Source organism: Agrobacterium sp. 22-226-1 (assembly GCF_053522345.1).
In genome coordinates, this window is the sequence record NZ_JBNWCP010000017.1 from 33,889 (window position 1) to 60,399 (window position 26,511).

At 61.5% G+C, this 26,511-nt stretch carries 22 protein-coding genes; 8 read left to right on the forward strand and 14 right to left on the reverse strand.

All coding sequences use genetic code 11. The features are described 5' to 3' along the window. Positions 1 to 34: 34 nt before the first annotated feature. Both ACQZ5K_RS22675 and ACQZ5K_RS22680 read right to left on the reverse strand, forming a co-directional pair. Positions 35 to 2,017 carry a phosphatase PAP2 family protein gene (locus ACQZ5K_RS22675; protein ID WP_448741482.1) on the reverse strand — a complete coding sequence of 661 codons (1,983 nt, stop codon included), beginning with the start codon at positions 2,015 to 2,017 and terminating at the stop codon, positions 35 to 37. 250 nt (positions 2,018 to 2,267) lie between these two features. Continuing rightward, positions 2,268 to 3,548 (reverse strand): ABC transporter substrate-binding protein, encoded by a 1,281-nt coding sequence (locus ACQZ5K_RS22680; protein WP_448741483.1) that lies wholly within the window; start codon positions 3,546 to 3,548, stop codon positions 2,268 to 2,270. Between the two features lie 195 nt (positions 3,549 to 3,743). Between ACQZ5K_RS22680 and ACQZ5K_RS22685 the strand changes: the two genes are divergently transcribed. The 6 genes from ACQZ5K_RS22685 to ACQZ5K_RS22710 are packed head-to-tail and all read left to right on the forward strand — an operon-like array spanning position 3,744 to position 11,884. Further along, positions 3,744 to 6,266, forward strand: a complete 2,523-nt coding sequence (locus ACQZ5K_RS22685) for a hypothetical protein (protein WP_448741484.1) — start codon at positions 3,744 to 3,746, stop codon at positions 6,264 to 6,266. Between the two features lie 13 nt (positions 6,267 to 6,279). Continuing rightward, a complete protein-coding gene (gene bglB / locus ACQZ5K_RS22690; RefSeq protein ID WP_448741485.1) occupies positions 6,280 to 7,374 on the forward strand; it encodes a beta-galactosidase BglB in 1,095 nt (364 codons plus the stop codon). A gap of 5 nt (positions 7,375 to 7,379) precedes the next feature. Next, positions 7,380 to 8,732, forward strand: coding sequence for a polygalacturonase PglB (pglB, locus tag ACQZ5K_RS22695; RefSeq protein WP_448741486.1), 1,353 nt, complete (start codon positions 7,380 to 7,382; stop codon positions 8,730 to 8,732). After that, entirely contained in the window at positions 8,732 to 9,835 is a 1,104-nt protein-coding gene (locus tag ACQZ5K_RS22700; protein ID WP_448741487.1) for an ABC transporter ATP-binding protein, read from the forward strand. The genes pglB and ACQZ5K_RS22700 overlap by 1 nt, the downstream gene beginning before the upstream one ends. Position 9,836: 1 nt before the next feature. Beyond that, positions 9,837 to 10,832 carry a carbohydrate ABC transporter permease gene (locus ACQZ5K_RS22705; protein ID WP_020808843.1) on the forward strand — a complete coding sequence of 332 codons (996 nt, stop codon included), beginning with the start codon at positions 9,837 to 9,839 and terminating at the stop codon, positions 10,830 to 10,832. 2 nt (positions 10,833 to 10,834) lie between these two features. Next, positions 10,835 to 11,884 (forward strand): carbohydrate ABC transporter permease, encoded by a 1,050-nt coding sequence (locus ACQZ5K_RS22710; RefSeq protein ID WP_448741488.1) that lies wholly within the window; start codon positions 10,835 to 10,837, stop codon positions 11,882 to 11,884. Between the two features lie 9 nt (positions 11,885 to 11,893). On the opposite strand, the gene ACQZ5K_RS22715 is transcribed toward ACQZ5K_RS22710, so the two are convergent. From ACQZ5K_RS22715 to ACQZ5K_RS22760, 10 genes are all read right to left on the reverse strand, one after another. Beyond that, positions 11,894 to 12,940, reverse strand: a complete 1,047-nt coding sequence (locus ACQZ5K_RS22715) for a LacI family DNA-binding transcriptional regulator (protein ID WP_448741489.1) — start codon at positions 12,938 to 12,940, stop codon at positions 11,894 to 11,896. Positions 12,941 to 13,146: 206 nt separating this feature from the next. Further along, a complete protein-coding gene (locus ACQZ5K_RS22720) occupies positions 13,147 to 13,932 on the reverse strand; it encodes a TIM barrel protein (protein ID WP_448741490.1) in 786 nt (261 codons plus the stop codon). An 8-nt stretch (positions 13,933 to 13,940) separates the two neighbouring features. Further along, positions 13,941 to 14,951: a Gfo/Idh/MocA family protein gene (locus ACQZ5K_RS22725; RefSeq protein ID WP_448741491.1), complete on the reverse strand. Its 1,011-nt coding sequence runs from the start codon at positions 14,949 to 14,951 to the stop codon at positions 13,941 to 13,943. A 10-nt stretch (positions 14,952 to 14,961) separates the two neighbouring features. Continuing rightward, positions 14,962 to 15,858 carry a sugar phosphate isomerase/epimerase family protein gene (locus tag ACQZ5K_RS22730; RefSeq protein WP_003519788.1) on the reverse strand — a complete coding sequence of 299 codons (897 nt, stop codon included), beginning with the start codon at positions 15,856 to 15,858 and terminating at the stop codon, positions 14,962 to 14,964. Positions 15,859 to 15,904: 46 nt separating this feature from the next. Next, entirely contained in the window at positions 15,905 to 16,813 is a 909-nt protein-coding gene (locus ACQZ5K_RS22735) for a sugar ABC transporter substrate-binding protein (RefSeq protein ID WP_448741517.1), read from the reverse strand. Between the two features lie 137 nt (positions 16,814 to 16,950). After that, positions 16,951 to 17,892, reverse strand: a complete 942-nt coding sequence (locus ACQZ5K_RS22740; RefSeq protein WP_080857939.1) for a sugar ABC transporter substrate-binding protein — start codon at positions 17,890 to 17,892, stop codon at positions 16,951 to 16,953. A 278-nt stretch (positions 17,893 to 18,170) separates the two neighbouring features. Next, a complete protein-coding gene (locus ACQZ5K_RS22745; RefSeq protein WP_448741492.1) occupies positions 18,171 to 19,199 on the reverse strand; it encodes a LacI family DNA-binding transcriptional regulator in 1,029 nt (342 codons plus the stop codon). Positions 19,200 to 19,598: 399 nt separating this feature from the next. Next, entirely contained in the window at positions 19,599 to 20,804 is a 1,206-nt protein-coding gene (gene pcaF / locus ACQZ5K_RS22750) for a 3-oxoadipyl-CoA thiolase (RefSeq protein ID WP_078053168.1), read from the reverse strand. A gap of 10 nt (positions 20,805 to 20,814) precedes the next feature. Then, positions 20,815 to 21,510, reverse strand: coding sequence for a CoA transferase subunit B (locus ACQZ5K_RS22755; protein ID WP_448741493.1), 696 nt, complete (start codon positions 21,508 to 21,510; stop codon positions 20,815 to 20,817). Continuing rightward, on the reverse strand, positions 21,507 to 22,214 hold the full coding sequence (locus tag ACQZ5K_RS22760) for a 3-oxoacid CoA-transferase subunit A (protein ID WP_448741494.1): 708 nt from the start codon (positions 22,212 to 22,214) through the stop codon (positions 21,507 to 21,509). Before ACQZ5K_RS22760 ends, ACQZ5K_RS22755 begins: the two co-directional genes overlap by 4 nt. Before the next feature lie 136 nt (positions 22,215 to 22,350). Here ACQZ5K_RS22760 and ACQZ5K_RS22765 point away from each other — a divergent pair, with 136 nt between their 5' ends. Further along, on the forward strand, positions 22,351 to 23,112 hold the full coding sequence (locus ACQZ5K_RS22765) for an IclR family transcriptional regulator (RefSeq protein WP_448741495.1): 762 nt from the start codon (positions 22,351 to 22,353) through the stop codon (positions 23,110 to 23,112). Here the strand turns inward: ACQZ5K_RS22765 and ACQZ5K_RS22770 are convergent. Continuing rightward, positions 23,082 to 24,005, reverse strand: a complete 924-nt coding sequence (locus ACQZ5K_RS22770) for a helix-turn-helix domain-containing protein (protein WP_448741496.1) — start codon at positions 24,003 to 24,005, stop codon at positions 23,082 to 23,084. The two genes, ACQZ5K_RS22765 and ACQZ5K_RS22770, sit on opposite strands and share 31 nt — an antisense overlap. A gap of 117 nt (positions 24,006 to 24,122) precedes the next feature. Here ACQZ5K_RS22770 and pobA point away from each other — a divergent pair, with 117 nt between their 5' ends. Further along, on the forward strand, positions 24,123 to 25,295 hold the full coding sequence (gene pobA, locus ACQZ5K_RS22775) for a 4-hydroxybenzoate 3-monooxygenase (RefSeq protein ID WP_448741497.1): 1,173 nt from the start codon (positions 24,123 to 24,125) through the stop codon (positions 25,293 to 25,295). A 215-nt stretch (positions 25,296 to 25,510) separates the two neighbouring features. Here pobA and pcaQ read toward each other — a convergent pair whose 3' ends face one another. Further along, entirely contained in the window at positions 25,511 to 26,446 is a 936-nt protein-coding gene (gene pcaQ / locus ACQZ5K_RS22780) for a pca operon transcription factor PcaQ (protein WP_003519800.1), read from the reverse strand. Positions 26,447 to 26,511 lie beyond the last annotated feature (65 nt).

Here is a 26,511-nt window from a genome sequence, read left to right on the forward strand (position 1 = left end):
CTTAAACCGCGCCCGGCAGGCCTCTTGCATCGGCCTATTCGACCACCACCGACAGTGCCGAACCGGTATAGACCGGCCGCAGCTTCACATTGCCCGCATCTATCGTGGCGAATGCCCCGGTCAGGCCGTTGGCGGAAATCACGTCAAACCGCGTGCCGGCAGCCGGCGCGTCGCCATCGAAAACGAGCTTCAGCGTCGCGCCGTCCAGCACCGCATTGCCCTTGATCCGAAGCGCAGCCTTTTTCGGATCGACCGCCAGCGTGCCACCCGACTGCGCATAGTCGCCGCCGATGACAAGATCCGTCTCTCCGCCGAGCGAAAGCGTGCCGCCGCTGACCAGCACGCCGCCGGTTCCAAGCGCATCGGCGGACGACGCCACCAGCGTTCCCTCCCTGAGAATGGTGCCGCCGCCATAGCTGTTATGGCCGCCAAGCGTCAGCGCTCCGCTGCCGGATTTGACGAGACGCCCTGCCCCGGCAATATCGTTCGTCCATCTGTCCGCCGCATTGAACCCGCCGGCGGCAGCGTCCATCGTCACCTCGACATCGCCGTCAAATGCACCGTAACCGCTGGCGGCAGCGACCAGATTGATGCGGCCCCAGCCATTGCTGTCATCCAGCAGCGGATAACCGGCCTCGATGCCGGTGGAAAACAGCACGGTGCGGCGCTGGGCGGCATCGAGATAGGGCAAACGTGTCTCCAGCAGGACCTCCGCCCCCTTCGGCACCACCATCGGCGCGTCACCCGCGGCCCTGTCGCGGCTGAAGGAATAGGTCATGCGCCTGCGATAATCCGCCCCGTTCTTCGCCGTGTCGGCAAATTGGTCGACATCCGGCTTTGCGCCATGGGCGAAATCGATGAGCGACTGGCCCTGCGGCAGACGTTTAGCGAAATAGGCCTGCAAGGCCGCATGCGCGGCCTTCTTCACCTCGGCATTTTTGGGGTCCTGCAACATGGCGGCGGCCATGGCGGTTGCGGTGATGCGGCCGCCGATCACATCGAGCGGCGAATGCATGCCGGCGACGATGCGGCTCTCGCCGAGTTCGGAGGCAGCCGCCAGCAATTCGGAAAAGCGCTCCGGCACCGCATAGGCATAGGCAATGGCGGCAAGATAGGCGGCATTGGTGTGCCCGCTCGGGAAACCGCCATCCTTGCCGCGCCCGCGATTTTCCCGCGCATATTTCAGCGCCGGCACGATGACGCCCGGATCGCTCTCATGGCTTTCGAAGCTGCGGTCGCCAATCGTTTCCTTGCCGGTCTCGATCACCTCGCCTTTGTCGTTCATGCGCCAGGGTCGTGGTGTGGAATAGAAATATTTCGCCGGCGACGTCGTGCCCTCCGGGCCGCGGATCACCTTCATGAAGGCGACGAAATCCTTCAGTTCGCTATCGGCTGCACCTGCCTCGGTGCCCTTGTCGTCTTCCTTGCGGGTGATGACCTCGTTCGGATCGAAATCAGCGAGCGTATGATTGATCGTCGTCGTCGCGCCCGCCCCTTCGCGATACCAGGCGGCAAGCGGCCCCATGCCGTCGATGACGCTGTAGCCCTGCGAACGCCGGTCGTTCATATAGGCTTCGAAAGCGGCGGCGCGGGTGCGGTTCTCGCCGGTCACGGAAAGCACGTAACGCATGTTTTCCTGCCAGACGGCGGGATCGACGATCTTCACATGGCTGAAATCCGCCGGGCCATCGCCATTGGCCCCGCCATCCGCCCATTTTTCATCGCCAAGCGTCCAGATGCGGTTGAAACCGGAGAGGATTTCGATGATCGGATTGTCCCGGTCGTCATAGGCGCGAACCGCCTCGCCCTTCTCATTCTTGCCGGTCTGGTTGCGATAATTGTCGGCAAGCGGAAGCGGATATGATGCTGCCGGTTCCGGCACCGCGATGGCATAACCTTGACCTGCCGGCCGGGTGCTATCGAACGCCTGCGCGCCCGGAACCAGAACCACCAATGCGGCGGTGGCGAGCAGGCTCGAGCGTGCGGAAAAGAAAGACGACATCTTCAGTCTGGCCATGACGAATCCTATGATTTTCAGCGAGTGACACGTGACGAAAACAGGCAGCACCGCGTTCGGCGCACCCCATCGTCAGGTTTAAACGAAGCATATTTCAGTTTTTCGATGGGTCGACGGGAACGGATCTGCGGCAGCTTCCCTGGCGAGGATACGCGGTCTACAGAAGAAGAAGCGAAATATGCCTAGAGAAATGCTCCGGGCATATTTCTCGATGGCTTCTTCAATCCGCCAGAAGCAGATGGTCGCGCCGTTATTTCTTGACCGCGACGGCCTCGTTGATCTTGGCGACGTCATCTTCCAGCACCTTGTAGGTCTGGTCGAGCGTCAACTCGCCGACGATGAGCTGGCTCATGCGCTGGACGATCTGCTGATACATGGCGCTGCCGCCCTTGGCGCGTTCGAACTCACGGGCGGCCTGCGGCACGTTCTTCTTGTTGTCGAGGAACACCTTCATCGCCGCCTTGGCGTCTTCGCTCTTCAGCTTGTATTGCGGATCGACGATCTCCGCGCCGGTCAGGATGACGTAGTTCTCGGCGATTTCCCGCTGCACCTTTTCGGAGCCGAGAAATTCAATGAAGTGAGCCACATCCTCCGGATATTTGGTGCGCTTGAAGCCGACAATGGCAGTGCCGCCGGGCATGGCGTAGCATCCGGCATCGCCGCAGGGCGCATTGATCGCCGTCCATTCAAAACTGTCGCCGATCTTGTTCTGGAACGGATTGACCATCCAGTTGCCGGCAAGATACGTCACGACATTGCCGTTGACGAACTCGTCACCCATGTTCTTGTACTGCGAACCGCCAGCGGCGCCCCACATCTCCTTCGGAAAGCTGCCATTCTGCGTCCATGAAAAGAGATCGGTGATGTATTTCTTCGCCGCATCGTCCGGGAAGCTGAACTTGCCGTCTTTCACATAGGTCGAGCCGTAAGAGAAGGCGCCGCCGGAGAAGCGGTGGCCGGAACGGTCCATGGTGAAGGGGATCTGCACGCCAGTCGCCTTTGCGACGCGGGCGGACGCTTCTACGATCTCGCTTAACTTGGCAGTCGGGCCAGGCAAGGGCTCGCCTGCCTGCTCGAACAGCGTCTTGTTAATGAAGGGCAGGTTCAGCGTCTGCGACGCCATGTAACCGTTGATTGACTGCGGATCGTTGACATTCGGCAGGCGAAGCTGGTTAAGGCTGGAGCCATGCAGCTTCGCAAAGGCTTCGGCGTCCTTCATATAGGGCCGCATGTCGAGATAATAGGGCGCTAGCTGCCAATCGGTGATCTTGGCGATATCAGGACCTTCGCCCACCGCAAGCTGCACCGGCAGCTGCTTGGAAACCGCGTCATAACCCGAAGACACGAAATTGATCTTCACACCCGGATTGGCCGTCTCGAACTCCTTGCTGAGTTCCGACATGCGCTGCACGTAACCCTGGTCGTCATCCGTAAAAAGGAAAGTAATCGTGCGGGTCTCGGCCTCAGCCGTCGCAAGACCGGCGACAGAGGCCACTACGAGGGCGCTGACACCCGAAAACAATTTCATCAATGCTCATCCTCCCAATGAAAATATTTTCATAAATCGAACGAAAGCTCCTCTGCTTAATTCGATTTATAATGTTTTGCGGCTTGACAGAATAAACGTCAAGCTGTTTGTTTTGCATAAATCGCACAAATCGACGCGGAAAAGCGAAAATCGTTTTGTGAAAATAATTTCATAAAGATCGACGGGAGGCGATCCATTATGACAGATGGACCATTTGCGGCGAACGCGTCGCAGCCGACATATACCGTCGCAAACGGCGAAACGGTGACCGCCTGGATCGTCTCCGATCTGGTGGAGACGTCGTTTCCCGGCACCGCAGCCCCCGCCGAAGACCGCGTGAACTATCGCTTCATCAACGGTTTCGTGGATGTGGGCGACCTGCCCTGCCGCAAGGCCTTCCAGCAGACCATGATCGGCCGCGATATCGCACCCGATACCAGCTGGCCGGTATCGCACCTCAACCTGCCGGGCTCCAATCGCCGCGTCGAATTCACCGGTTTCTGGCACGTTCCCACCCATGTGCAGCGCTGGCTGAAGGGCACCTTCCGCAGCGAGATCGCAAGACAGGCGCATTTTCGGCTGCGCACCTGCGGCGGCGTCCGCATCTGGGTCGGCGGCGTCGAACAGGTCCGTTTCGAACCCTTCATCCGCAATGTCGAAAGCAGCCGTGACATCACGCTCGATCTTTCGGCCGGCGACAACGAGGTGCTGCTGCTCTGCGAGGATCTGGCGGAACGCGACATCATCTGGTTCTTCGAACTTGAGGTCGTTGACGCCGTACCGCTGACCGTCGTGCTGCCCGTGCCGCTCGACCGGGAGGAGACGAAGCGTCTCGCCGCGCTGGTGCGCGATGTTCGCCCGGCGCGGGACGTGTTTTCCGGTACGGCCCTCGAACTGGTCTTCGGGGCGGCGCCTGCGAACGACCTGCCCGTGCACATCGCCGTCAAAAGCCATGGGCATGAGCGCGCCACGCTTGCGGAAATGGATACCGTGCTGAAGGCCGGGCAATCCTCGCTGACGATCCCTGGAACGACAGGCATTTCGGACGGATATCACGGTGTAAAAATCACCATGGGTTCGGGAGCGGGAACGGTGACCCGCGTCATCGACGCCGCTTTCATGCATGACATCGCGCCGGAAGCATCCAGCGGCGATATCAACGAGCGAAAAAAGGCGGCTCTCTCCTTCAGCGCCCGTTTCGGTGCCTGGCGCATCGGCCGCGCGCTGGCGATGGTCGCCACCGGCAGCGATAACATCGAGACGATCGGCGGCATCGTCGATGCGACGCTGCATTCCATTGATCGGCGGGAAGACTGCTCCGATTTCGTCATGATCCCGCTGCTGTGGCTGGTGCGCGCCTATGGTGACCGCCTGCCGGCAGAGATGCGGGCGCGGATCGATGCCTCGATCCTCGGCTATCGCTACTGGGTGGACGAACCGGGCAATGACGTCATGTGGTTCTGGAGCGAGAACCATGTTCTCTGCTTCCACACCAGCCAGTTATTGGCTGGTGAATATCTGCCGGATGCCGTCTTCACCGCCTCCGGCCGCACCGGCAGAGAACAGGCGGCGCTGGCCGCCGACCGTCTGGAGCGCTGGTTCGACAGCGTCGAGGCGCATGGCCTCGCCGAATGGAATTCGGCCGCCTATTATCCCGTGGATTTCATCGGCCTTCTCGCCATCGAACATTGGGCGGGACCGGAGCTTGCCGCCCGCGCGCGCCACCAGATCGATCTCATCTTCGAAATGATCGCATTGCACACGCTCGGCGGCGTTCCCTCCGGTTCGCAAGGGAGGGCTTATGACAAGGAGCTACGCGCCGGGCCGCTGACGGAACTGGCGCCCTTTGCGCAGGTCGCCTTCGGTCAGGGCTGGCTGAACAATGGCGTTGCCTCGCTGCCGATGTTCTGCTGCGGCGATTACCTGCCACCGGCGCATCTCGCCGCCCTTTCCCAGCTAACAGGCGGCCGTATGGTCGAGGCACGTTATGCGCAGGGGCTGGAGCCCGGCAAGCTCGTGCTGTTCAAGAACGAGGCCGCCCAGCTTTCCACCGTTGTCGATCACAAGACTGGCCGCAAGGGCCATCAGCAGCATGTCATGGACATCAAGCTTGCCGGCCACCCGATGGCGCGGCTCTGGGTCAATCATCCGGGCGAAGACAATCCGTGGGGCACCCAGCGCCCCTCCTATTGGGCGGGAAGCGGCATCCTGCCGCGCGTGGCGCAACATCGCGATCTGGCAATGCTGATCTTCGATACGCAGGATCACCGCAACGACTGGACCCATGCCTATCTCGGCCGCGACGGGCTGGACGAGGTGATGGTGGAGGGCAACTGGCTCGTCACCCGCTCGGGCCGTGGCTTTGCCGCGCTTTATGCGACCAACGGGCTCGAGCCCATCTCCGCCGGCGCCACCGCCAGTCGCGAGATCAGATCGCCCGGCCGCCGCGCCGGCTGGGTCGGCATCATCGGCTGCGGGGATGTCGCGGAGTTTGCCCGTTTTCGGGAAAAAATCCTCGCCACGCAGATCAGCTTCGATGCCGAAAGCCGGCTGCTCTCAGTCACGCCACCGGGCGGAGCTGAGCTTACCCTGACCTGGGACGGCGCATTCACCATTGGCGGGCAGGCCATGGCCTTCGACCATGACCACCCGCAACCAAAAATCACCTTCGACAGCGCCGACCCAGCTTCGGGCAGCGCTGCAAAACCCTTCTACTCCTAAGCGGAATTGACAGATGAACCAGCCAAGCATGGAAAAAGACACTCTCAGGACGACGATCGACAATGTCGCCGCCGCCTTCAGCCGTCTCAAGGGCATTCAGGAAGGTCTGGTCAGCGGCAGTTCCGATGGCAAGATCCAGTTCGATGAATGGGACTGGGAAGTGGGTGTGGGCCTTTACGGCTTCCTGCGCCGGGCGCTCGCCGCCAACGACCGGAAGGCGCTTGACGACCTCGTGACATGGTATGGCTGGCAGATCGACCGTGGCCTGCCGCCGCGCCAGATCAACAGTTCCGCGCCAATGCTGCCGCTTGTCATCCTCACCGAACATGTCGACCGGCCGGATTTCCGGGCGCTGGTGGAAGACTGGGCCGACTGGCTGGTGCATCAATTGCCGAAAACCGAAGATGGCGGCTTCCAGCATGTCGTCAAGGAGCGGCTGAACGAGGGTGAGCTCTGGGACGACACGCTGTTCATGGCATGTCTGTTCCTCGCCCGCGCCGGCGTCGTCTGCAAACGCCAGGACTGGATAGACGAGGCGGTCTACCAGTTCATGATCCATACGCGTTATCTCTCGGACCCCGTCACCGGGCTCTGGTATCACGGCTGGACCTTCAACGGACGCCATAATTTCGCTGACGCCTTCTGGGCGCGCGGCAATTCCTGGATCACCGTCGCCATCCCCGAACTCTTCGAACTGGTGCCGACGCTTGGCGAAAAGGACAGGCGTTTCCTCGCCAATGTGCTGGCAAGCCAGGTACGGTCGCTCAGGCTATATCAGCGCGAGGACGGCATGTTCCACACGCTGCTCGATGACCCGACCTCCCCGGTGGAAACATCGGCGACGGCCGGCATCGCCTATGGCATTCTGCGCGGCATCGAGGCCGGCATTCTCGGCGAGGAAAATCGCCCGCATGCGGAACGCGCGCTGAAGGCGGTGCTTGGCAATATCGACGATGAAGGCGTCGTCCACGGCGTTTCCGACGGCACGCCGATGGGCCACGATCTCGACTTCTACCGCCGCATTCCCAATCTGCCCACGCCTTACGGGCAGGCGCTGACAATGCTGCTTCTGATCGACGTTTTTCTGAAAAGGCCAAAGGCATCGTGAGCATCATGAACATCAGTCAGGACATCGCAGTCGCGGCAGGTGGCCTCGATGCCACGGCAGCCATCCAGCAGGCTATCGACACAGTGTCAGCCGCAGGCGGCGGGCGCGTGTCTCTGTCGGCCGGGCGTCACGTCAGCGCCGGCCTCCATCTCAAAAGCGGCGTGGAACTGCACCTTGTCGAAGATGCGGTGCTTGCCCCCGTTTCCGATTACGACGCCTATGCCCTTACCCGGGTTTCGGTGATTGCCGAAGACTCCGATCGCGGCATGATCATCGCGAGCGGCGCAAGCAATATCGCCGTCACCGGTCCCGGCCGCATCGAGGCCGGCGGTGAAAACTTCATCGTCGGCGACGACAAGGCCATGGGCACCTATGTCCCGGCGAAAAAACGTCCGCGCGTGATGGTGCTGGAAAGCTGCCGCAACGTGCGCCTTGAAAACCTGTCCGTCAGTGGCTCGCCAATGTGGACGCTGCACATGGTCGATTGCGAAGACCTTCATTTCCGCAATCTGCGCATCGAAAACGACCGCCGCCTGCCGAATACCGACGGCATTGTGCTCGATGCCTGCCGGCGCGCCCTGATCGAGGATTGCTTCATCTCGACCGCCGATGACGGCATTTGCCTGAAGACCAGCGCCGGGCCGGACGGCAAGGCCGTTGGAGCCTGCGCCAATATCACCGTTCGCCGCTGCACCGTTTCCAGCATGAGCTGCGCGCTGAAGCTCGGCACGGAATCCTTCGGCGATTTCACCGATGTCGTGTTCGAGGATTGCAAAATCGTCCAGTCCAATCGAGGCGTCGGCCTGTTTTCCCGCGATGGCGGCGCGATGCGCAACATCCGCTTTTCAAGGATCGAGACCGAATGCCACGAAACGCCGGGCGGCTTTTGGGGTTCGGGCGAAGCGGTCACCGTCACCGTCGTCGACCGCCGCCCCGAGCGTCAGGCCGGCAGCGTCGACAATCTGGTCGTGGAAGACTTAAGCGGTTCGATGGAAGGCGCGATCAACCTCGTCGCCATATCGAAGGCCGGCATTCACAATGTCCGGCTGGAACGCATCACGCTGTCGCAGCAGCCCGGCAAGCTCGGCACCGGCCTGCAATACGATCTGCGCCCAACCAATGCGGATATTGCGCCAAGCCCCCATGCCGCCGGCCGCGCCAACGCCTGGACGCAGGATGCTGAGGGCAGGATCGTCGGAATGGAGGATTATCCCGGCGGAATGCCTGCGGTCTATCTTGCCGGCGTGGAAGGATTTGCGGCCCGCGATGTCGCCATCAAAAGAACGACGCCCTTGCCCGAGGGCTGGAACAGCCAAGAGATCGTCGCGACGACGAACTTGCCCGAAGGGAGCAGGTGATGGGAAGTCTGAAACTCGAAAACCTCAACAAGGCGTTCGGCGCCGTTCATGTGCTGCATGACATCGATCTTCAGATCGAGAACGGCGAATTTGTCGTCTTCGTCGGCCCCTCGGGCTGCGGAAAATCGACGCTGCTGCGCATCATCGCCGGTCTCGAGGACGTCACCTCCGGCACCATCGGCATTGGCGGGCGCGATGTCAGCGCGCTGTCCCCGGCCGAGCGCAAGATCGCCATGGTCTTCCAGTCCTACGCGCTTTATCCGCATATGAGCGTGCGCAAGAACCTTGCCTTCGGTCTGGAAAACCTCCGTTTCAAGCGGGCGGAAATCGAAAGCCGCATCAACGAGGCGGCGCGGATGCTGGCCATCGAGCCCTATCTCGACCGCAAGCCGAAACAGCTTTCCGGCGGTCAGCGCCAGCGCGTCGCCATCGGTCGCGCCATCGTGCGCGAACCGGATATCTTCCTGTTCGATGAGCCGCTTTCCAACCTCGATGCGGCGCTGCGCGTGCAGACGCGTGCCGAAATCACCCGCCTGCATCGCGATATCAAGACGACGATGATCTATGTCACTCACGATCAGGTGGAAGCCATGACCATGGCCGACAAGATCGTGGTGCTGCGCGCCGGGCGCATCGAGCAGGTGGGCAGCCCACTCGAGCTTTTCGACAATCCGCGCAATCTCTTCGTCGCCGGTTTCCTCGGCTCGCCGCGCATGAACATGCTGAAGGGCAACATCGCCAAGGGCAGCGACGGTAGCATCGCCATCGACGCCGGCTACGGTGTGTCACTGCCCTGCCTTGTCGATCCGGCAGCCGTCAGCCCCGGGCAGGCCGTTCTCGCGGGCATCCGCCCTTCGCATTTCACCATCGCGGATGCCGGCCTGCCCTTCGAGGTGCAGTATCACGAAAGCCTCGGCACCGAGACCTATCTCTACGGCAACCTTCAGGGCGAGAAAGAGCAGATCATCGTGCATCAGGCGGGCCATTTCGCCCCGGCTTCCGGCTCGGTGCTGAGGATCATGCCGGCGCGGGAAAAGGTGCATGTCTTCGATCCCGCCACCGAACTGGCGTTGCCGCGCCTGAACAGCGAAGGGAGGGTTTAGCATGGCCAATCCGACGCTTGCGAGACTGTCCGACCGTGCGCTCGATGCCGTGATGGCGATTGCCGAAGTGCCGCTCAACTTCATCGAGCGGCTGATCGGCAAAAGGCGCATGCCCTATATTTTCCTGATGCCGAACCTCGTTCTCTTCGGTATCTTCACCTTCCTGCCGATTGCCATTGCCGTCGGTTACGCCTTCACCGGCGGCACCGAACTTCTCATTACCGACCGCCCCTTCGTCGGGCTGGAAAATTTCGGCAAGCTGCTGGATTGCCAGAGCTACATGGACCCTGGAAGCTGCCGGGAATCGCTGTTCTGGACCGCGATCTGGAACACGCTGTGGTTCGTCGGCTTCAACGTCGTCGCCACGCTGCTGGTCGCGCTCATCACCGCCCTCATCCTTAACCGGGCGATTGCCGCGCGCGGTTTCTTCCGCGCCATGTTCTTTTATCCGGTCCTGCTGTCGCCCGTCGTCATCGGCCTCATCTGGAAATGGTTCCTCGACCGCAACGGCCTGCTCAACGCCTTTTTCCAGATGCTCGGCGTGCCGCCGGAAATCTTCCTGCTGGATGTCGGCTGGTCGCGTTTCTTCGTCGTGGTGGTCTCGGTCTGGTTCCACATGGGCTTTTATACGCTGATCCTGCTTGCCGGCCTTCAGGCCATCCCGAAGGACCTCTATGAAGCGGCCGCCATCGATGCCGCCTCGCCCCGGCGCACGCTTTTCCGCATCACCCTGCCGCTGCTCGGACCCAACCTGCTCGTCGTGCTCATCCTCCTGATGATCCGCTCGGTGCAAATATTTGACGAGGCATGGGTTCTGACCAATGGCGGCGGGCCGGGCACGGCCAATACATTCGTGGTGCAATATATCTACCAGATGGCCTTCGGCAGCGATCTGAGGCTGTTCGGCCTTGCGTCCGCCGCATCGGTTCTGATGGGCCTTGTGCTTCTCGCGCTGACGCTCGTGCAACTGCGCCTCGGCAAAAAGATGGAGTCCTGACCATGTCCAACGCCATCTCCTTCCTCACGCGCACCCGCCGCCCCGGCCGGATCGGCCTCACCGATATCCTGTCATGGGTCTGGCTCATCGGTGGCACGCTCGCCGTCCTCATCCCGGTCGTCTGGGCCGCCATGTCATCGCTGAAACCGGAGGCCGAAATCACCCGGTTTCCGCCGAGCCTTCTGCCGCGCGCCGCCGTGCAGGTGGACGTGCGGGGTTACGACAAACCTCTCAGCCTGTGGAAAGCCCCCATCGACGGCATGGAGCGGGAACTGGCCATGGTCCGCCGCATCGGGCTGAAAGCGCAGATGGTCGATCCCGCCAATCCAGGCCCGCCCGTCAGCGTCGACACGCGGGAAATAACGCCCGTCCAGAAGCTGACCATCGCGACGGAGAACTTCACCGATCCGCTCACCCGGTTCAGCTTTTTAACCTTCCTCAAGAACTCGGTCTTCGTCACCTTCGTCGCAACCGTCCTGACGCTGATCGTCAATGCCATGGCCGCCTTTGCGCTGTCGAAATACCGCTTCCGCGGCGAGAAGGCGATCTTCGTGCTGATCATCTCCACCCTGATGATCCCGCTCACCGTCGTCATGGTGCCGGCCTATCTGGTCATCGTCGGCGTCGGCCTCGTCGACAATCTCTGGGGTGTCATCATCCCGACGGTTGCGACGCCGACCGGCGTGTTCCTGCTGCGGCAATATATGCTGACCATTCCCGATGAGCTGATCGAGGCGGCCCGCGTCGATGCGGCAAGCGAATTCCGTATCTTCTGGCGCATCATCCTGCCGCTGACGGCGCCGGCGCTTGCGGTTCTAGCCATCTTCTCGGTGCTCTGGCGCTGGAACGACTTCCTCTGGCCGCTGATCGTTCTCAGCAGCCGTGAAAACTTCACACTGCAGGTGGGGCTGAACGCCTTCCAGGGCGAGTTCTCGGTGCAATGGCACTATATCCTCGCCATGACCTTCCTCAGCCTGGCGCCAGTCACCGTCGTGTTCCTGTTCCTGCAGCGTTACATCACGACAGGCATTGCCGGCACGGGGATGAAATAAAACGACAAATCATTTGGGGGGCGGCGCGATGCTGCCCCTCAGCACAAGGCGACAACCGAGTTCCAGCCGGTGCGCCGGGCGGGTGGGATCGGCCGCCACAAGCCGCTGCTCCAGCAGCGCGAGCGCCGCGCCGCCCAGCCTGTCGGCGGGCAACTGGATGGTGCTGAGCGGCGGCGCACTGAAGGCCGCCGGCATGATATCGTCAAACCCCAATACCGAAACATCGTCCGGCACCCGGATTCCGGCCTCGGTCAAGGCCTTCAGGCAACCGAGCGCCAGATTATCGGCGGCGCAGAAAATCGCCGTGGCGTTTCTGAGCGGTTTTTCCTCGGCCAGCAGTCGACGGGTGGCGGCCTCGCCCCATTCCGGCTCGTAGCTCTCCACCTCGATGACCATATCGGCGGGAACAGTGAGACCCGCCGCGAGATACGCGTCGCTATAGCCGTCATATCGGCGGCGGATCGTCGTGCGCCCTTTCCAGGTGATATGCAGAATATTGCGATGCCCGAGCGACAGCAGATGTTCGATGCCGAGCCGCGCGCCAAAACGGTTCTCGGCCGTCACCGTATCGACAATCATGGCCGGGTCCTCGCCATTGATCAGCACCACCGGCCGCGAAAGCGCAGACAGCGCCTCGACCAGTTGCGGCCTGTCATCGTTCAGGATCACGATACCGTCGACATTGTCGGCATCCGCCGCCGCCGCCACCGCAACCGGGTCGAGCCGGCTCGTTGTGCTGACATAGGGAACGATGCGAATGCCGCGCCGCTCGCATTCGCGCCTGAAGCCGTTCAGCATCGTCCAGCTGACCATGTTGAGATCGCTCTGCGGAGCTGCGTCATTGGTCATGGCCAGAAGCACGACGCGCAAAGTGGCGATCGTCGCCTTCTGTCGCCGGTTTTCGAGATAACCGAGCGTGCGTGCCGCCTCCAGCACCCGCTCGCGCACCTGCGTGGTCAAGGGTGCGGTGCCGTTGATGGCGTGCGAAGCCGTGCTCAGCGAAACATTCGCCTCCCGCGCCACGTCCTTAAGCGTCGTTTTCCTGTCTATTTTCATAAAGGGGAAATTCAACCACTCTACTTCGGACGGTGCGGGCAGAAAGCCTGCCTCACGCAGTCGATCTGAAGAATACCCGTGCCTGTTTGCTGCTCTCTCGTCGCTCGAAGACTACAGCATCATCCGTAAATGCGGAATTGATTTCTCTGGGTTTTTAATCCCCCGCAAGAAACGCCGCCCGCAGCGAACCGCGGGCGGCAAGGCGGTCAGAGCGCCTGGGAGATATGGTCGATGCTGCTCTTTACGGCAGCGGCGGGGTCTTTCAGCTCGTGCACTTCCGTCGCAAAGGGTTCGAAGCTGTAAGGTCCCCTGTAACCGGCCGCCTCGAGCGTCCTGATCTGGGCGATATTCTCCAGCCGGTCCTCGCCATCCACCAGAACGCGGTGGGCGTCGAGCATGTCGGCTACGGAGACGGCAGGATCGATCACGCCGGAAATGTGGACCAGCCCCGTCCGCTCCGGGAAGAACTCCGTCTCGCCTGCGAGATGGTGGTGGAAGGTGTCGTGCACCAGCCTGTAGACATCGCCGCCACCGGCCGCATCGATGGCCCTGATCGCTTCGGCCTTGGTGCGCAGCGAAGAGACCGGGAAACCGAGCGGCTCGACGAAGCCGATCAGGCCGCGTTCCTTAAGGATCGGCTTCATGGCCTTCAGCGCCGTGACGAGATCGTCAAAGGACACCGGCGTACCGTCGTTGAGCGGGCACATCACCAGCGCTTTCGCGCCGCTTGCCGCCGCATAATCGGCCATGGCGACGGCCCGCGCAGGCAGGTCGCCCGACCAGACGTTGAAGGGATAAAGCGCATTGATCGAGATAATCGTCACACCGGCCTTTTCGGCCGCCGCCTTTACCTCGGCCGGATCCACCGTGCCGACGATATCAGGCAGGTCGTTGCGGATTTCGACTTCGGTAAGGCCGAGCTCACGGGCCGTCGCAAAGAACGCCTCAAGGGAAAGCTTGGGCGCGGTGATGTGGTTGATGGCAAAACGCATGAAAGACCTCACTGATAAAGGGCGGGACGGGCGGGAAGCTTGATTTCAACTGCTGCCCCGTCCGTTTCCTGCGCGGCTACGCAGGCGTCGGAGGTGATGGCGGCCACGTAGCCGTCCCAGGAGTTAGGTCCCGATGCCGTGCCCTTCGCCGCCGCATGGATGAAGTCCTGCAATTCCACATCGTAGCTGGCGATGAAGCGGTCTTTCCAGTCGGTGAGGATATCGTTCTGCAGCTTGGCGCCGAGGCGGGTCTGCACCGACATCGGCTCCGGCAGGCTGGCAATGCCATCCTCGCCCACCACCTGGCACTGGATATCGTAGCCATAATGGCAATTGACGAAGATTTCGACGTCGATGATCGTGCCCTTCGCCGTCTCCAGAATGACGATCTGCGGGTCCTTCAGCCGCGCATGGCTTCTGGCCGCCGAACGGGGAAAGAGAACCCGCGCCGAAACATAGTCATCGTCAAGCAGCCAGCGCAGCACGTCGATCTCATGGATCATCGTGTCATGGATCGCCATCGGGGTGACATATTGCTCTGGAACCGCCGGGTTGCGGTGGGCGGCGTGCACCATGATCGGCGCGCCGATCCTGCTATCGACGGCCTGTTTCAGCGCCACGTAACCGGCGTCATATCGGCGCATGAAGCCCACCTGAACCAGCCGCCTGCCATGCGCCACCTCGGCGTCGACGATGCGTCTTGCGCCTTCCGCCGTTGTTGCGAGCGGCTTTTCGCAAAAGCACGGCTTGCCGGCGGCGATGGCCGCCAGCACATATTGCTCATGGGTTGCGCCCCAGGAGGTGACGAGCACGGCATCCACATCCGGCGATGCGATCAGCTCTTCACCGGTGGCGAAAACGACGGCATCCGGGGCGATGTCGTTTTTGACCGCCTCGGCGGAGGCGCGGTTGACGTCGCTCAGCGCAACGATCTTCGCGCCGCCCAGAACCTTGTTGATACGGCGGGCATGATCACGCCCGATTGCGCCGGTGCCGATGACACCAATTCTGACAGTCATTTGAAAAACCTCATTTCCAGTATTTGGCGACGTATCGCCGGGTTTCGCTGAGCATGAACCGCGCGCTTTCATCGACACGGTCTTCCCAGGCAAACACGCAGTTTGAGAGCACACCGTCGAATTTCATGTCGGCGAGCGTCGCAAAGAAGGTTTCCCAGTCGATCTCGCCCTGGCCGAAATCGGTGTGCTGGTGCACCCTGACCTTGGAACCGGGGGGATTGACGATGTAGCGCAGCTGCGACGACTTGTTGTGGTCATAGGTATCGGCAAGGCGCACATGCACCAGATGGCCCTCGGTCGCACGCAGGTTCGCCACCATGTCCGGCCCGTAGAAGAACGTGTGCGGCGCGATGAAGGAGGCCTTTACCGCCTTGGAATTGATGGTCTTGATAATGTCGATGGCAGGCGCGATCTCCTCGATCCAGTCTTCGGGATGGGCCTCCAGCGACAGCACCAGACCTTCCCGTTCAAGGATCGGCACGAGAATATCCATGGCGCGGAAGAACTGCGCTTCGCAGGTTTCCGGGCGATGCAAGCCGGAACGGTCGTTAAGGCTGCGATCCGGCGAGCCGCCGCGGCCGAATTCCGAAACGAACATCGGGCATTCCATTTCGACCGCAATCTCGATGGCGCGTTTCCAGTTGTCGATCGCCACCTCCCATTCGTCCGGATAGGGGCTTGCCCAGCGATACATGGGCTGCAGCGTCGCAAGGCCGACACCATGGTCCTTCAGCGCCTTTTTGAATTCGGCGACGCGTTCGGGATAGACCTTCGGCCGGGTCCACCAGGAGAGGAAATCCGGACGGGGTGAAAGTTCGACGTAATCATAACCGAGTTCGGCAACCTTGCGGCAGGTCTCGGCCAGCGAAAGGTGTCGGAACATGTGGGGGTCGAGCGTATGTTTCATGGCTGTTTCCAGTGTAGTAATAGATGGACCGGGTCGAAGCCCCCGCTTATTTGGCGTAGGCGGACATGTTTTCCGGGGTCACGAGTTCAAAGGGCACCCAAAGCGTCTTCTCGGTGCCTTGCCCGGCAGCGGCCTTCACCGCCGTCTGAACCGAGACCTCGCCCTGCTTGGTCGCATTCTGGTAGACGGTAATGTCGAGATCGCCGGCCTGCATGGCGGCAAGGCCGTCCGGCGTGGCGTCGATGCCGGCGATGACGACATCCTTCATGGAAACGCCCGCCGCCTTCAGCGCCTGCGCGGCGCCGATCGCCATTTCATCATTATTGGCGATGACGGCATCGAACTGGATGCCCGCCGTCAGCCAGGAGGAAACGAGGTCCTGCGCCTGCGTGCGGCTCCAGTTCGCCGTCTGCTTTTCGAGGATTTCGATCTTGCAGTCCGGCCGGGCAAACACCGTTTCCACATCCTTGGTGCGCACCAGCGCCGCATGGTTTTCCAAAGGTCCCATCAGGATCACGGCCTTGCCCTTGCCGCCCATCAGCTTGCAGGCGGCTTCCGCCTCCATCGTGCCGGAATCGAGTTCGTTGGAGCCGACGAAGGCCGTGCCATCAGGCAGGCCGGTTTCCAGTTCGGCGGGCGGATGATTGACATAGACGAGCGGGATTTTTGCGGCGGATGCAGCCTTGGTGATCGCCAAGGTGGCATCGCCATCCACGGCATTGACGATGATCGCATCGACACCGTTGGCGATGAAATTCTGCACCTGATTGAGCTGTTTCGAAGGATCGAGCTGGGCGTCCTCCACCAGAAGCTCGATGTTCTTGTCACGCCCGGCCTCAGCCCTGATGCCGTTCAGCAAAATCGTCAGGAACGGATTGTCGAACGATGTCATGGAGACCGCAACACGGGTCTCGGCAAGGGCAGGCGTTGCGAAAATGCAGAGCGCAGTCGCCATCAACAGGTTTTTCAAAGTCTTTCCTCCCGCGGAAAACCTCCGCTGGTTCAATCGCACTGATATCGCTGAAGCCGGAATATCCTCCCCCCGCCTCCAGCGTCTTCGGTCTGTCACGTCGTTGTCAGGCCCGAACGGTCTCAGTTCTTGGCCTGATAGTCCTTGAGGTTTGCGGGTGTGACCAATTCGAAGGGTACGAAAACCTTCTTGTCCACCGCATCCCCCTTTGCCAGTTTCAGCGCCGTATCAACCGCGCCCTTGCCCTGGCCGGCGGCATTCTGGAAAACGCTCACATCCAGCTCACCCGCCGCCATGGCGGCCAGCGCGTCCTGCGTGGCGTCGATGCCGGCGATGATGACGTCATCCATCGACCGGCCGGCCGCCTTCAGCGACTGTATCGCGCCGATGGCCATTTCGTCATTGTTGGAAATCACCGCATCGAACTGCACCCCGGCCGAAAGCCAGTTGGTCATCAGGTCCGAGCCTTGCGTGCGCGACCAGTTGGCGGATTGCTCCTCGACAAGCTTGATGAAGCTGCAATCGGGCGTCGCCACCACGTCCTTGATATCCTGCGTGCGCATACGGGCCGCCTGGTTGGAAAGCTCGCCCATCATCACCACCGCCTTCGCTTCCGCCTTGCCAGCGGCCTTCAGCAGGCGGCAGACTTCCTGGGTCTGCAGGGTGCCGGACTGTTTTTCATCGGAGGCAACGAAGGCCTGTTTTTCCGGCAGGCTGTCGAGGTTGACCGGCTGGCGGTTGACATAAACGAGCGGAATGCCGGCGGCAGCGGCAGCCTGCGAAAGCGCCACGGTCGCATCCGTATCCACCGGGTTGACGATGATGGCGTCGACGCCGGCGGCGACGAAGTTCTGCACCTGGCTCAACTGCTTGCCGACATCGTTCTGCGCATCCTCGATCTGCAGCGAAACGCCGCTCATGCCCTTGGAATAATCGATCATGCCGTTGCGCAGCACGGTCAGGAAATTATCGTCGAACAGGGCCATCGAAACGCCGATGGTTTCCGCCGAGGCGGTCGTCGCCAGCATGGTGGCGAGCGCTGCAATCGCGAAATGTCTTTTCATGTCGTTCTCCTCCAAAACCCTTGAAAAGAACCGGCTGCACGGTTCAGCGCCCATCGCGCCGCCACCGTTTGCCGGCAAAAAGTACTCGTCGCCGCGAAGACAAGTCCGCAGCCTGAAGCAATCCGAAACATCGTTATTATCGTGGATCAGCCTCCTGCCCGCTCCACACGCAGGCAAGATTTCCCAGTCCCGGCCCGGCGTCAACGGGTCAGCGGCAGCCGAAACCATCAAGGCTGATAGAAAGAGACGCCGAATTTATGATAGAATCTATCAAGCCATCAAAGGCTCTCAGGAACCCACAGATGGGCGGGCACAAACCGCTGCCCCGGCGTTTCCGCCATGCCATGTTCGATGCTGTGAACCATGGTGGCGATGAGGTCCGTGCATAACTCACGGAGCGGCGTCTGGAATATGCCGCTGATACGCTTTTCCAGCAGCGCCTGACGGGATTCGGGCGTCAGTTCATTCACAAGACAGACGATGGCTTCCTGCCGGTTTTCCTGCTGCAGGGCCTCGATGACGCCTTCCATGCCGCCACCGATGCAATAGATGCCGACCAGATCCTTGTGCTTGGCGATGGTGTCCATCACCAGCTCATAGGTCAGCCGCCGGTTTTCCAGCGTGATTAGCGCATCCATCACCTCGAATTCCGGCGCATATTCCCGCATATAGCTGCGAAAGCCGGTTTCGCGCAGCGAATGACCGTGAAAACGGTGGCCGCCAAGCAGCAAAAGCACCTTGCCCCTGCTGCGCGCCAGCCGCGAGATCATCCAGGCCGCCGTGCGCCCGACTTTCATGTTGTTGGCGCCGAGATAAGCTTCCCGCACGCCCTGCGCGAAATCCGAAAGCAGCGAAAATGTCGGAATACCCTTCGCCTTCAGGGCCTCGACGGCGGCGGTGACATCGTGATGGTCCGGCCCCGTGGCCGCCGCGGCCTGTACGCGGCCCTTCATGCCCGCCAGAAGGGCCGCAAGCTCGCTCGGCTCGCCCGACTGGGCAAATTCGATGCGCAGATTGAGATGGCGATCCCGGACGTTGCGCGCCGCAAGCTCCAGCTCGTCGGCAAAGGTTTGGTAGAAGGCATGCCGTTCCTTGCGTAGGATGATGCCGAGACTATAGGACGGCATATCGGCCAGCATGCGCTGGCGAATGATGTTGGTGGCGTGAAAACCGATCTTCTCCGCCGCCTCGAACACCCGCCGGGAGGTTTCCTCCCGCACCGGCAGGCGACCGTTCAGCACCCGGTCGACGGTGGCGACGCTGACGCCGGCGGCTGTCGCAACATCTGTGATGGTCGGACGTTTCATGCGGGCACCCCGTAGACGGAAAGATTCCTGTCATATCTCGCAAAACATGTCACGGATCATGATGGAATCCAACGCATGCCGGAGGATTTCGTCAGGGAAGGCCATGGAGGTGAATATCAGGCAGGCGCCGAATTTGCGAGATCGGCATTTAAAATGCCGTTGCCTCCCTCATCTCTATGCTTGTCACAGAGATCCAGCCAGCCCAAGTCCTTGGGCTGAAAAGACTCCTTGCGCCGCGCAGACGCGCGTGGACTGGATTCCTGTGACAAGCACAGGAATGAGGGAGGTACCAAGGCGAGAGAATCGCTAACCGAGTGCCGGACGAGCAGAAGTCGCTCAAGAAGAAATCGAGGCCGCGGCATTCGCACCGTTTTGGCGATGTCGAATGCCGCCAGACAATCAGACCCTTTCCAGCGCCACGGCGATACCCTGCCCGACGCCGATACACATAGTGGCGAGGGCAAGACGCTTGCCGGTCAGCGAAAGTTCGAGCGCCGCCGTGCCGGCAATGCGCGCGCCGGACATGCCGAGTGGATGGCCGAGCGCGATGGCGCCGCCATTGGCATTCACCCGCGCATCGTCATCCGCAATGCCGAGCTGCCTTAGCGTCGCAAGGCCCTGGCTGGCGAAAGCCTCGTTCAGCTCGATTACGTCGAGCTGCTCCTGCTTCAGCCCGAGCCGGGCCAGCAGCTTCGCGGAGGCCGGGGCCGGGCCGATGCCCATGACGCGCGGCGGCACGCCGGCAGCGGCACCGCCGAGAATGCGGGCAATCGGCGTCAGACCGTATTTCTTCGCGGCCTCCGCCGATGCGACGATGAGTGCGGCCGCGCCGTCATTGACGCCGGACGCATTGCCCGCCGTCACCGTCGCGCCATCGCGCCTGTTGACCGGCTTCAGCTTCGCCAGCGCTTCAAGGCTGGTCGCACGCGGGTGTTCATCCTTCGAGACCACCAGCGGATCGCCCTTGCGCTGCGGGATGGTCACGGACACGATTTCCCTGTCGAGGCGACCATTGGCCTGCGCGTCAGCCGCCTTCTGCTGGCTGCGAACGGCGAAGGCGTCCTGATCCTCACGGGAGACCTGATAGTCAATGGCGACGTTATCGCCGGTCTCCGGCATGGAATCGACGCCATATTGCGCCTTCATCAGCGGGTTGACGAAACGCCAGCCGATGGTGGTGTCATAGATTTCGGCATTGCGCGAAAAGGCGCTCTCCGCCTTAGGCAGAACGAAGGGCGCGCGGCTCATGCTTTCGACGCCGCCAGCGATCATCAATTCCGCCTCGCCCGATTTCACGGCGCGGGCGGCTGCGATGAGGGCATCCATGCCCGAACCGCACAGCCGGTTGATCGTCGTTCCGGTCACCGAAACCGGCAGGCCGGCGAGCAGCAGCGACATGCGTGCGACGTTGCGGTTATCTTCGCCCGCCTGGTTGGCGCAACCGAAGATCACATCCTCGACGGCTTCCCAGTCGACGGACGGGTTGCGCTCGACAAGCGCCTTCAGCGGCACCGCCCCGAGATCGTCGGCCCGCACCGAAGAAAGCGCGCCGCCGAAGCGGCCGATGGGCGTGCGGATATAGTCGCAGATGAATGCATCGGTCATCGGTTTTTCCTCAAAGTTCCGGGGCGACGAGATCGGCAACCTCGCCATCGACCGCCAGGGGCGCGCCGGTCATGGCCTGCAGTTCCTCAAATGTCATCGCCGGCAGTTTTTCACGCAGCACGAAACGGCCATCCACCACGTCGATGACAGCATGGCTGGTATAAATGCGGGTGATGCAGCCAACGCCGGTCAGCGGAAAAGCGCATTTTTCAACGAGCTTCGGTTCGCCGTTCTTCGTCACATGTTCGGTGATGACGAAGACCTGCTTTGCACCATGCACCAGATCCATGGCGCCGCCGACGGCCGGTACGCCCTTGGAGCCAACGCGCCAATTGGCGAGATCGCCATTCTGCGCCACCTGATAGGCCCCGAGGATCGCCACATCCAGATGCCCGCCGCGCACCATGGCGAAGCTGTCGGCATGGTGGAAGAAGGCCGCACCCGGCTTCAGCGTCACGGCCTTCTTGCCGGCATTGATGAGGTTCCAGTCCTCTTCGCCTTCCGGCGGCGCTTCGCCGAAATTCAGGATGCCGTTTTCGGTATGGAAGATCGCCTGACGGCCGGGCGGCTGATAACGCGCCACCATTTCCGGAAAGCCGATGCCGAGGTTGACGTAAGCGCCATCCTCGATGTCCTGCGCCGCGCGCCATGCGATCTGGGCGTTGGAAAGCTTGATGTCTTCGCGGGTGTCGATGGTCTGGGTCATGCGTAGGCTACTCCCGCACGAATGAGAACTTCTTCCTGTTGCGGATCGGGGATTTCCACGACGCCGTTCACGAAAATGCCGGGCGTGATGACATGCTCCGGATCGATCTTACCGGCTTCGACGATCTTCGAGACCTGCGCGATGGTGGTCTTTGCGGCCATGCACATCAGCGGGTTAAAATTGCGGCCCGCCTTGTTGTAGGTGAGGTTGCCATAGGTATCGCCAAGCTCGGCTTTCACGATGGCGAAATCCGCCTTCAGCCAGCGTTCCTGCACATAAGAGCGGCCGTCGAATTCCGCGATCACCTTGCCTTCGGCCAGTTCCGTGCCGAAGCCGGTGGGGGTGTAGAAGGCCGGAATGCCCGCGCCGCCAGCGCGGATGCGCTCGGCAAGCGTGCCCTGCGGCACCAGTTCCAGCTCGATTTCGCCGGCCAGATACCGGTCGGTGAAAGCGCGCGGATCGGAAGAGCGCGGGAAGGAGCAGATCATCTTCCTGACCATGCCGGCGTCGATCATCGCGGCGATGCCGATGCGGCCGTTGCCGGCATTGTTGTTGATGACCGTCAGGTTCTTCGGGCCTCTGTCGATCAGCGCATGGATCAGCTCGATGGGCGCACCGGAGCCGCCGAAACCACCGATCATGATCGTTGCACCGTCACCGATGCCGGAAAGCGCCTCTTCCGCGCTCTTGATTGTCTTGTCCATTAAAACCTCCATCCAGCCGGACGGATGGAACCCGCAAGGCTGCCTGAGCGTGAGGTAAATCCGAAACCGGCTCGACGGCAAGGATTTTGTGCGTTATATGATTTTTGTTCGTATATCGCACAAATGGAGCCTCGACATGGCCGTCAGCGAAAGAGACATGATGGGCGGTCTCGCCAAGGGATTGCGGGTGATCGAGGCCTTCAGCGCCGAGCGGCCGCGCCTGTCAATTTCCGATGCCGCCGAGATCGCCGGGCTGGACCGCGCCACGACGCGGCGCTGCCTGCTGACGCTTTCGGAACTCGGTTATGCCGCTTATGACGGCAAGTTCTTTACCGTGACGCCGAAGGTGCTGCGGCTTGGCACCGGCTGTCTTGCCACCATGCCGCTGCCGCGCATCGTGCAGCCATTGCTCGACCGACTTTCCGAAGAGATCGGCCAGAGCACCTCCGTTTCCATTCTGGATGAGACCGAGATCGTTTATGTCGCCCGCGCCGCGCAGCAGCGGGTCATGTCGATTGCGCTGATGCCGGGTTCGCGCCTGCCCGCCTATTGCACCTCCATGGGCCGGGTACTTCTTTCGGCGCAGACGGCCGAGCGGCAGCGCGACATTCTCGAAGCCTCGAGGCTGGTGGCGCGCACGGAAAAGACCATTATTGCCATGGACGCCCTGCTCGCCGAAATCGAGGCCACCGGCCATCGCGGTTATGCACTGATCGATCAGGAGGTCGAGACAGGCCTTCGCTCCATCGCGGTGCCGCTGAAAACCATGCGCGGCCAGACGGTTGCCGCCCTCAATGTCGGGCTCGCCGCCTCGGTCGCCTCGATGGAAGACCTCGTGGAGCGATACCTGCCCGCCCTCCTTGCCGTTCAGCGGGAACTGGCAAGAATGCTGGTCTGAAGCGGCGCCTCCCGCGCGCCGGAATCCCCCATTTTCCGTTGCTCCGCCAGCCGCCAGGCGCGCGGGGTCATGCCGGTCTCGCGCTTGAAGAACCGGTTGAAATAGGCCGGATCGGCAAAACCCAGCCCCTCCGCAATCATCTGCACGCTGGAAACGGTAAAGATCAGCTCCTGCTGGGCGATCTCGATCTGACGCTTAGCGATCAGCCGCTGCAGGCTGAGGCCGGAAACGGAGCGAACCAGACGGTTGAGATGGGTCTCGGAAAGACCGAGCTTCTTCGCATAAAACTCCGCCTTTTGCGGCTCGCGAATATGGCGTGCAATCAGTGACAGCAAAAGTTCGAAACGCTGTTCCGCCAGACCTTCGCCGGTTCCTTCCAGGAGCGGCCGCGCCGCCCGCGCCAGAAGCGCCGTCACGATGGCCAGTTGACCTTCGATAATGGCATCCCGGCCCGTTTCGCGTGTTTCATATTCGGCGGAAATCTGTTCGAACCCGTTGCGCAGGCGTTCGCCATCGGCAAAATCCCGCAGCGGCAAAAGGACAGGCCGCTGGAAATTCCGCAGCAGCAGCGCCTGCACCGAAGCCGGCAGGGCGCCCGGCAGCACGGTAACGATCACCCCGCCAATATCGCGTGAAAACCGGAAGCCGTGTTCGAACCCCGGCGGCACGACAATGGCGACCGGCGGCCGGATCGCCTCGACGCGGCCATCCAGCAGCGCATCGCCCTCACCGCCCCAAATGTACAAGATTTGCTGAAACGCAGCGTGACGGTGCAGGCCGATTTCAAAGCGGTGCAGGCTGCTTCTGGAAAAAAGCGTCTCGCAATGAAAGCGAAAATCAGTGCCTTGCACCGCTTCTTCGCCATACAAACCCTCACTCGCAGCAAGCCGCATGTTCCTTTGCTCCTCCGCACAATGGTCGGATTGTGCAATTTGCCGATCAGAAAGTCCATTGAGCTTGCCGCATCCCTTGGTCAATTTCTTGATAGGAGACAAGTTCGGGAGGAAACAATGCGCACCCAGGTCGTCATCATCGGCTCCGGCCCTTCAGGGCTTCTGCTTGGCCAGCTTCTCGCCAGAGAGGGCGTCGAGACCGTCATCATCGACCGGGTCAGCAAGGATTACATCCTCGGCCGTGTCCGCGCCGGCGTGCTGGAAGAAGGCACGGTGCAGCTCATGGAAAAGGTGGGCGCGGATAAGCGCCTGCACCGGGAAGGCCTGCCGCATGACGGATTTTCGCTGACCTTCGACGGCCGCGACCACCGTATCGATCTCTTCGACCTGACCGGCGGCAGCCATGTGATGGTCTATGGCCAGACCGAGGTGACCCATGACCTGATGGATGTCCGCGAAGCGGCAAACCTTGTGACCATCTACGACGCCGGCAATGTCGAACCGCATGATTTCGATGGCGCCAGCCCCTATGTCACCTATCAGAAAGACGGCGTAACCCACCGGATCGATTGCGATTTCATCGCCGGCTGCGACGGCTTCCACGGGGTGAGCCGCAAATCGGTGCCTCAAAGCGCGATCAAGGAATTCGAGAAGGTCTATCCTTTCGGCTGGCTCGGCATTCTGGCCGAGGTGCCCCCCGTCAACCATGAACTCATATATGCCAACCACCCGCGCGGTTTTGCGCTCTGTTCCATGCGCTCGCACACCCGCAGCCGCTATTACATTCAGTGTTCGCTGGATGACCGGCCGGAGGACTGGAGCGACGAGCGTTTCTGGGACGAAATCCGTCGTCGCCTGCCGGAAAACCATGCGGATGTGATGGTCACCGGCCCGTCATTTGAAAAATCCATTGCGCCGCTCCGATCCTTCGTCTGTGAACCGATGCGGTTCGGAAGGCTGTTTCTGGCCGGAGACGCCGCCCACATCGTGCCGCCGACGGGCGCGAAGGGTCTCAACCTCGCCGCCAGCGATGTCCATTATCTGAGCGAGGCGCTGATCGAATTTTATCGCGACCGTTCCGAGGCCGGCATCGACGGCTATTCGCAGAAAGCGCTTTCCCGCGTCTGGAAGGCCGTGCGCTTTTCATGGTGGATGACGACGGTGATGCACCGCTTTCCCGATACGGGAGATTTCGGCCAGCGCATTCAGGAAGCGGAACTGGACTACCTCGTTCAATCGCGCGCCGCTTCCACCGCGCTTGCGGAGAACTATGTGGGGCTTCCCTATTAGGGAGCCACGCCACTTGTATAGACGTCATCCTCGGGCCTGTCCCACTGCTGTCCGGTTTAAATTTGGTGGACATGGCGCACGGTGTTGATTCTACTCGTATTCGAGCGTTTGGCGACGATCTCGGACACGAAAGAGGAGCAACACCGTGCGCCATGTCCACCAAATTTAAACCGGACAGCAGTGGCGCAAGGCCGAGGATGACGTCGAGAGTGTGTTCACCCTTCAGCCCTACCATCCAGCAACTCGCCCGCCGCCTCGCGAATAGCCTGCATCAGCAGCGAAAGCGGCAGCGAGGGCTGCGTATCGGCCCTCACCGTCAGCCCCACCGGGCCGCTGGTATCGCCGGTCTCGACGGGCAGGATCGCGAGGATACCATCCGCCACATCCGCCGCCACCACGCCTTCCGAGATGATCCAGATCGCATCGCTGGTGCGCAGGAAGGCGCGGCCGAAGGCGTCGGACACGGTTTCGATGCGGATCGGCAGGGCCGGCACGCCGTTGGCGATCAAAAACTGCTCGACGACGGGGCCGATGACCGATTGGCGTGTCGGCATCAGCACCGGATATTCATGCAGGTGATCGAACACCGAAAGGCCGGGTGACAGCAGCGGGTGCCCGGCGCGCACCACGAAGCGGACCTTTTCCGAATAGAGATGCTCAAAGGAAAAGCCCGCCATTTTCTGCGGCGCGGCCAGACGGCCGACAACAAGATCGAGATCGCCGACCCGTAATTGTTCCAGCAGCACGGCGTTTTCGCCCGTCACAATCTTTACCGGGCTGCCGGTTTTCTCGGCCAGAAAACCGGCCATCGCCTTCGGCATGATGCGAACAGACACCGTGGGCAGAGCGCCGACCCGCACCGGCGGACCGGCGCGCGCCGCCTCCTGCGATACCGAATCGACCGCCTGCCTGAGCGCCGTCATCGTCGCGCCGGCATGGCGCAGGAACACCTCGCCATAACGGCTGATGCGGATGCCGCGCCCCTCCCGGTCGAACAGCGAGACGCCGAGAATATCTTCCAGCTCACGGATCGTCTTCGTCACCGCCGGCTGGCTGACATGCAGGATTTCCGCAGCGCGGATGACGCTTTTCTGCCGCGCCACCTCCACGAAAGTCTGCAGGTGGCGGAACTTGATACGTTGATCGACCATCGCTCATATAATCCACAGGTTATGATTTTCATCGATAATGTCATTTTACTTAACCGGAACCCGCT

Bases quoted from the DNA above. Each gene is read 5' to 3' on its own strand.
- ACQZ5K_RS22675 (WP_448741482.1), bottom strand. From the start codon at position 2,017: ATGGCCAGACTGAAGATGTCGTCTTTCTTTTCCGCACGCTCGAGCCTG.
- ACQZ5K_RS22685 (WP_448741484.1), top strand. From the start codon at position 3,744: ATGACAGATGGACCATTTGCGGCGAACGCGTCGCAGCCGACATATACC.
- bglB (WP_448741485.1), top strand. From the start codon at position 6,280: ATGAACCAGCCAAGCATGGAAAAAGACACTCTCAGGACGACGATCGAC.
- pglB (WP_448741486.1), top strand. From the start codon at position 7,380: ATGAACATCAGTCAGGACATCGCAGTCGCGGCAGGTGGCCTCGATGCC.
- ACQZ5K_RS22700 (WP_448741487.1), top strand. From the start codon at position 8,732: ATGGGAAGTCTGAAACTCGAAAACCTCAACAAGGCGTTCGGCGCCGTT.
- ACQZ5K_RS22705 (WP_020808843.1), top strand. From the start codon at position 9,837: ATGGCCAATCCGACGCTTGCGAGACTGTCCGACCGTGCGCTCGATGCC.
- ACQZ5K_RS22710 (WP_448741488.1), top strand. From the start codon at position 10,835: ATGTCCAACGCCATCTCCTTCCTCACGCGCACCCGCCGCCCCGGCCGG.
- ACQZ5K_RS22715 (WP_448741489.1), bottom strand. From the start codon at position 12,940: ATGAAAATAGACAGGAAAACGACGCTTAAGGACGTGGCGCGGGAGGCG.
- ACQZ5K_RS22720 (WP_448741490.1), bottom strand. From the start codon at position 13,932: ATGCGTTTTGCCATCAACCACATCACCGCGCCCAAGCTTTCCCTTGAG.
- ACQZ5K_RS22725 (WP_448741491.1), bottom strand. From the start codon at position 14,951: ATGACTGTCAGAATTGGTGTCATCGGCACCGGCGCAATCGGGCGTGAT.
- ACQZ5K_RS22730 (WP_003519788.1), bottom strand. From the start codon at position 15,858: ATGAAACATACGCTCGACCCCCACATGTTCCGACACCTTTCGCTGGCC.
- ACQZ5K_RS22735 (WP_448741517.1), bottom strand. From the start codon at position 16,813: ATGGCGACTGCGCTCTGCATTTTCGCAACGCCTGCCCTTGCCGAGACC.
- ACQZ5K_RS22740 (WP_080857939.1), bottom strand. From the start codon at position 17,892: ATGAAAAGACATTTCGCGATTGCAGCGCTCGCCACCATGCTGGCGACG.
- ACQZ5K_RS22745 (WP_448741492.1), bottom strand. From the start codon at position 19,199: ATGAAACGTCCGACCATCACAGATGTTGCGACAGCCGCCGGCGTCAGC.
- pcaF (WP_078053168.1), bottom strand. From the start codon at position 20,804: ATGACCGATGCATTCATCTGCGACTATATCCGCACGCCCATCGGCCGC.
- ACQZ5K_RS22755 (WP_448741493.1), bottom strand. From the start codon at position 21,510: ATGACCCAGACCATCGACACCCGCGAAGACATCAAGCTTTCCAACGCC.
- ACQZ5K_RS22760 (WP_448741494.1), bottom strand. From the start codon at position 22,214: ATGGACAAGACAATCAAGAGCGCGGAAGAGGCGCTTTCCGGCATCGGT.
- ACQZ5K_RS22765 (WP_448741495.1), top strand. From the start codon at position 22,351: ATGGCCGTCAGCGAAAGAGACATGATGGGCGGTCTCGCCAAGGGATTG.
- ACQZ5K_RS22770 (WP_448741496.1), bottom strand. From the start codon at position 24,005: ATGCGGCTTGCTGCGAGTGAGGGTTTGTATGGCGAAGAAGCGGTGCAA.
- pobA (WP_448741497.1), top strand. From the start codon at position 24,123: ATGCGCACCCAGGTCGTCATCATCGGCTCCGGCCCTTCAGGGCTTCTG.
- pcaQ (WP_003519800.1), bottom strand. From the start codon at position 26,446: ATGGTCGATCAACGTATCAAGTTCCGCCACCTGCAGACTTTCGTGGAG.